Source organism: uncultured Campylobacter sp. (genome assembly GCF_938030815.1).
Classification (GTDB): Bacteria; Campylobacterota; Campylobacteria; order Campylobacterales; family Campylobacteraceae; genus Campylobacter_B.
Window position 1 is genome coordinate 1 of record NZ_CALHII010000252.1, and the last position, 5,880, is coordinate 5,880.

Annotated in this window: 7 protein-coding genes and 1 pseudogene; 1 reads left to right on the top strand and 7 read right to left on the bottom strand. The window is 47.4% G+C overall.

Annotation, left to right across the window (positions count from 1 at the left end; all coding sequences use genetic code 11):
* The 4 genes from Q0277_RS09400 to Q0277_RS09415 all read right to left on the bottom strand — a co-directional run.
* The coding region (locus Q0277_RS09400; protein ID WP_297997509.1) for a 3,4-dihydroxy-2-butanone-4-phosphate synthase at nucleotides 1-294 on the bottom strand (294 nt) is incomplete at its 3' end.
* 15 nt (nucleotides 295-309) lie between these two features.
* Nucleotides 310-1,263, bottom strand: coding sequence for a WG repeat-containing protein (locus Q0277_RS09405; RefSeq protein ID WP_297997511.1), 954 nt, complete (start codon nucleotides 1,261-1,263; stop codon nucleotides 310-312).
* Nucleotides 1,264-1,277: 14 nt separating this feature from the next.
* Nucleotides 1,278-1,766: an HIT domain-containing protein gene (locus tag Q0277_RS09410; RefSeq protein WP_297997512.1), complete on the bottom strand. Its 489-nt coding sequence runs from the start codon at nucleotides 1,764-1,766 to the stop codon at nucleotides 1,278-1,280.
* Between the two features lie 466 nt (nucleotides 1,767-2,232).
* The gene (locus Q0277_RS09415) at nucleotides 2,233-2,406 is read right to left on the bottom strand and encodes a hypothetical protein (protein ID WP_297921499.1); all 174 of its coding nucleotides are present in this window, start codon (nucleotides 2,404-2,406) and stop codon (nucleotides 2,233-2,235) included.
* Between the two features lie 17 nt (nucleotides 2,407-2,423).
* Between Q0277_RS09415 and Q0277_RS09420 the strand changes: the two genes are divergently transcribed.
* The gene (locus Q0277_RS09420; RefSeq protein ID WP_297997514.1) at nucleotides 2,424-2,588 is read left to right on the top strand and encodes a hypothetical protein; all 165 of its coding nucleotides are present in this window, start codon (nucleotides 2,424-2,426) and stop codon (nucleotides 2,586-2,588) included.
* A gap of 151 nt (nucleotides 2,589-2,739) precedes the next feature.
* On the opposite strand, the gene trpC is transcribed toward Q0277_RS09420, so the two are convergent.
* The 3 genes and pseudogenes from trpC to Q0277_RS09435 form a co-directional block, all read right to left on the bottom strand.
* Entirely contained in the window at nucleotides 2,740-3,540 is an 801-nt protein-coding gene (gene trpC / locus Q0277_RS09425; RefSeq protein ID WP_297997516.1) for an indole-3-glycerol phosphate synthase TrpC, read from the bottom strand.
* 2 nt (nucleotides 3,541-3,542) lie between these two features.
* Nucleotides 3,543-5,387, bottom strand: coding sequence for a hypothetical protein (locus Q0277_RS09430; RefSeq protein WP_297997518.1), 1,845 nt, complete (start codon nucleotides 5,385-5,387; stop codon nucleotides 3,543-3,545).
* Nucleotides 5,366-5,727: pseudogene (locus Q0277_RS09435) on the bottom strand (YkgJ family cysteine cluster protein). Before Q0277_RS09435 ends, Q0277_RS09430 begins: the two are co-directional and overlap by 22 nt.
* Nucleotides 5,728-5,880: the final 153 nt, after the last annotated feature.

Here is a 5,880-nt window from a genome sequence, read left to right on the forward strand (position 1 = left end):
CGCGCTCACGCCCGTCTTGGCGTCCTTCGCGTCGATCGTGACGGTAAAGGCGGTCTCGTGGCTCGAAGTGTTTTTATCGACCATCAAATTTAGATCTAGCTGCTGCGCAATCTGCGGGCTAAGCGCCACGCACAGCACTCCGCGGGCGTGCGTGATCGCGAAATTTACCTTCTGTGCGCTGCTAAATGTGCTCGCAAACACCAAATCGCCCTCGTTCTCGCGATCGACATCATCGACCATAACGAGCATCTTGCCGTTTTTCAGATCCTCGATCGCTTGCTCTACGCTAACCATCATCTCTCCTTAAATTTAAGATATTATTGTGCCGTTTTTATTCACGATCGTTTCGCGACCGTCTAGTATGATTTTGACGTAGTCGTCACTTAAAACTTTCACAAGTTCTACTTCGTCGTAGAACGCTGGCTTTAAAATTTCATTTTCCAAATCATCTAGTAATCCCCATTTGCCGTCTTTTTTGACCTTAACATATCCTTTATAATATATGACTTGATCATATATATCAAATAGGGTATCTCCTAAAACAAATATATCATCATAAATACAAGATGCAATCTTTTTTCCGGTTTTATCTATTAGACCTAATTTTTCATCTTTTTTGACCCAAACTAAACCTTCGTGAGAGCTTGTAATACCATCATAAATACAAGGAACGACTTCTTTGCCTGTTTTATCTATGAAGCCATATTTATATTTATTACCATATTTTGTGACCCGAGCTAAGCCTCCTTCACCAAAGTTACTGACATTACCACCAGAAAAACAATCAATAATACAAGGAATAATCTCTTTACCGGTTTCGTCTATAAAACTCCATTTGATACCTTTTCTGACTTTAGCTAAACCTTCATGAAAATACTCAGCATCATCATAAATACAAGGGGTGACTTCTTTACCGGTTTTGTCTATGAAACCATATTTTCCGTCTTTAAAGACTCTGAATAAGGCTTCACGAAAGTCATTTATATTGTCATATGCCCAAATACAAGGAGCAATATATTTCTTGAGGAATTCATCCCACAACCTCAATTCACCACCAAATTCAACCTTCCAATCTAAGCCTTCTCTAAGTCGAAAGCTCAGAGAGCTAGACATATTATAGTAATTGATCGTTTTACCGTTTTTATCTATGCTTTCTCGAACTCGAAAGTTCCAAGGTATATCGCAAATGCAGGAAGCGATCTCTTTACCCGTTTTATCTATAATACTCCATTTTCCATCTTTTTTTACTGCAACTAAAATCATCTCAATCCTCCGTTTTAAAATTTAATTTCCGCGTAAGCCGCTTTTAGCTTCTCAAAAAGCGGGGCGAACGAAACGCCGTTTACGCGGACGTTTGCGATCGTCGTGATAAAATTCGTATCGCGCTGCCACCGAGGCACGAGATGATAGTGCACGTGCTCGGCGATACCAGCACCCGCGGCGGCGCCTAGGTTCATGCCGATATTTACGCCGTTTGCGCCCAGCGTGCGCTTTAAAATCCCCACTCCGGCGCGCACGTAGCGGCTCATCTCCACCCACGCATCGTCGCTAAGACACTCGATATTATCGACATGCTCGTAAGGTATGACCATAAACGCGCCCGGGCTGTAGGGGTAGAGGTTCATCACCCCGAAGCAGTGCTGCGCGCGGAAAAGCACGCCGTTGCGATCATCGAACGCCGCATCCGCCGCCGCGTCACAGAAGGGACAGCCGCTTCTTTTTTCGGTAAAATACTCGCTTCGCCAAGGGGCGCAAAGATAATCCATCTCTTTTCCTTTCTGAAATTCCAAAATTCTATGGAATTTTAAAATTTGCGTTTCGCAAAATTCTATGAAATTTGGAATTTAAAACTTCTAAATTTCATAAAATTTTAAATTTACGCGTCTTGCGCTTGCTCGCACGACGCGGAGCTATGCACGTGACGGGACGGGACGCGCTTTGCAATCCTATAGACTGCGCGAGGCGCCTCCTCTGCGCGATATACGCTTTGCAGATCGAAGCCCGCGGCAGGCGTTAGTGCGCATTTGGCAAACACTCATCGCGCGGCAAACATAGCGCCTAATCCGCTCCGCAGCCGTTCGCGCGGCGTGCGATAACAAGCTCGCGATGCCAAAGTGCACGTACGCTTACGCGGCATGCGATTTAAATTTACGCGGTCATTTACGCGGCGCATTATAACAAAACTTTGACGCACTCACAGGCACGGTACGCGGTGCCAAACCTGCGCTGCAATCACCATCGCAACACGCGGTAAAATTTAACGCGGCGCGGTCGCGGCACAGCTGTAATACAGCCGAAGTTTAATCGCGGCGTATCGCAGACGAGGCGGCTTAGATCGCGAGCTACGATTAAATTTACGGCGCCGTATATAATCGCCGAGACTAGGCTTACGTAAGCGTACGACATGCGGGGCATTGCGGCAAATGTGCAATCCTAAGCAGTCAAATTCCGCAAGCGCAAACCCGCCTGTGCGAAGCTATGCGAAGCGTAAATTTAAACCTCGCTACGCAGCCGCTCGCGCAGCGCGTGATAATAAACTCACGACGCTAAAGCACAGCGCGGATACTTACGCGGCGTGCGATATTTGATCGCGTCGCAACCGCCAAATTTAAAGAGCTATTAAATTTTAAAGTCCGTCGAATTCTACGAATTTTAAAATTTACCGCCTTAAAATTTCACTCCCTTCGCTAAATTTAACTTCTCGTTCCGATCTGATCTTGCACGACCAAACGAGCGGGTTTAAATTTCGCCGCCCGCGCCGAGCTTTATCTCGCGCAGTGCCGCACCTACGTCATTTTGGCGCATAAAATGCTCGCCGATCAAAAACGCATCGACGCCCGCCTCGTGCAAGCTTTTAAGCTGTTCGTGAGAGTGCAGACCGCTTTCGGCTACGATGATCTTGCCGTTTGGAATTAGCGGGATCAGCCGCTCGCTCAGGCTCGTATCGACCTCGAAAGTCTCTAAATTTCGATGGTTGATGCCGATAATATCGGCGCCTGCAAAGATCGCCTTTTTCAAATCGTCCTTATCGTGGATCTCGCACAGCGCCCGAAGCCCAAGCCTGCGGGCAAGCTCAAGCAGTTCTCTTAGCTCCTTGCGCTCAAGCGCTTTGGCGATCAGCAGGATAAAATCAGCGCCGTAAACCAGCGCCTCGAGGATCTGATAGCGATCGACGATGAAATCCTTGCGCAAAATGGGCGTATGCGTGTAGCGGCGGATCTGCGGGATGAACTCCAAATCGCCTCTGAAATAATGCGGCTCGGTAAGCACCGAAAAAGCGCTGGCACCTGCATTTTCGTACTCCACCGCAAGGCTTAGCGGCTCAAAATCCTCTCGGATGATCCCCTTGCTCGGGCTTGCCTTTTTAATCTCGGCGATGATGCGAAGCGGATCCTTCTCGTCGCTTCTAAGTGCGCTTATGACGCCCCTCGGCTCGTAGGGATTAGCGCTTAGCGAGCGGCCGAGCAGATCCTCGGGCAGCCTTTCTTTGCGAAGCGCGAGATCCTCGCGAGTACGTTTTAAAATTTCATCCAAAATCATCGCTACTGCTTTGGTGTCTGGATTTTAGAGCCGGTGGGCTCTTTCGACGTAGAATTTTGCTCTGGCATAAAATCCTGCCTCGATACGGAATTTTGTCTTAACGAGGCAGAATTCTGCGTGGCGGAATTTATGGGCGTCGCAAAATTTTCAGATGCCGCAGAATTTGGTGTCTGGTTTTGAATCGCGGAATTTGCAGACCCGGCAGAATTTTGCGAAGCGGAGTCTTTTGGCGTTAAATCACTCGTTGCAGCGGAGCTCGGACGTGCGGAATCTAACACAGAGCTTTCGGGCGCCGTAGATTTTATGGAATCAGGCGCAGGGGTTTTTGTTGCCGGACTTTGCGGCGCCTGATCTTTCGGCGCGGAGCCTTTTATCGTAGTGGGGTTTTGCGATATAGAATTCTGCGGCGCTACGCCTGTGCCAGCGGCGCACGCATCGATCGCCTCTAAATGCTCTTTGCCTTCGGGGGAATTAAAAAATTCTGCGTCTTTGATCTTAGCCATTTCATTTTTAGCCTTGTCGCACTCGCCAAGCTTGTAGTATCCCCAAGCAAGCGAGTCCAGATAATACGGCGAGTCGGGGTCTTTTTGCAGGGCGCGGCGGACGAGCTCGATGCCCTTGCGAACGTCCAAATCGTGATCTATTAGGATGTAGCCGTAGTAGTTTAGGTGCACGGGGTCTTTAAGCTGCGGCGCGATATTTTCAAATTTTGCCACTACGCTAGACAGGGTTTTAGCGTCCACGTTTTTGCCCGCACTTTCATATTCGTAGATCGCCTCGATCGCCAAAAAGTCGTAATTTTTAGTCTTCATAAACTCATCGCGTGCCATTTTAATCGCGGTTTTATAGTCTTTTTTATGCGCGTAGGCATCAATTAGAAGCTCGCGCTTGTAATCGTATTTCTTTAAAAGCTCTATTATTTTATCAAAGTCGTTTGAGTAGTAATAAATCGCTATCATATCGTCTAAGAATTTATTATCCCCCTTGGCTTCATACAGCGCTTCATCGATCTTAGCGACATCCAAATAGCGTTTATTCGCGCGATACACATCAGCTAGCAGCTCGCACGCCATACCCTGGGCGCAGCCGTAGATGCGCCTGTGCGTCTCTATAATGCGGATCGCTCCGTCCGAATCATCGAGTTTATTTAGCAGCACGTCGCATAATCTGATGAGATTTTCGTCAGTTTTGTCTAGCTCATAGGCTTTTTCAAAGTAGGTTTTGGCTAAAGTAAAATTCTCCATCGCATAATATGTCGCCGCTAAGATCGCGTAACTACGCGAAACGGGATCTACGGTGACTAGCTTAAGAGCAGCAGTATTGGCATTTAGATTATCTTTAATGCCTAAGTAGTAGCCGATCTTTACTCGCAGATACTCAGAGTCTGAGCTTAGGCTCTTTTCGCCGAGCTTTAAATAGCGCGCCGTATTTTTACGATCTTTGATCGCAAAAGCAGTCTTTAGCGCTTCTAGCAGATAAACGGACGAGCCCGTTTTATTGTATGCCTTTTCGTATAAAAACATCGATGCGACAGGATCTTTATGCAGTAGCTCCAAAGCTGTAAGCAAATCAAAATTTAACTCGGCGTCTTCTTGCGCTCGCATCGCGTGGTTTAGCTTTTCTTTGGTTATACTTTTAGCGCTTACGCCGCGATTTATCAAGCTCTTTTTAATTGCTTCTTTTGCACCGTTTTTTGTGCCAATGCTGGAATTCTTATCAGACGCCTTTTTATCCGTAACGGACTGCTTCGCCGCTGCAGCATTCGTCCCACTCTCCGCACTTAGATACTGCGGCGCTAAAATCATCGCCGCGATTAAAATTCCGCTTAAAACCTTACCCCGATACATTCTTCCTCCAATTCTTTAGTATGCGTTTTAAAATATTCCCAAAACGGAAAGCTGCGGCACTGCTTCGGACGCAACTCGTAAATCCCGCAGTTGCGCTGCGCTTCGTCAAAAAACACGCACGCAAAACCGCCTTCAAAGGGCTTTTCTTTTACGCTAAATTTAGCGCCTATTTTTTGTAAATAAATTTCTTTAAGCCTTGCGGGCGAAATTTTAAATTTTACCGCTAGGACGCGGATAAGAATTCTAAAAAACTCGCGATATAGCCGCTCTCTCCTGTGCAACACTTGCCGCCGCAGCGCTCGCACGCGCTCGCATCAAAGCTAAAGCCGAACTCACTCATAATCCACGCTCGTTAAATCCGCGCTTTTATAGATCGCGTGGGCTTGTGCGGTGCGCCTTCCGTGCGCGCTAGCATAGATCGGAAGGACGATCTCACAGGGCGAGCGCGAGTTTTTACGAGCCTGCAAAAGCGCGAGCTTAGCGGGCTTTGAAA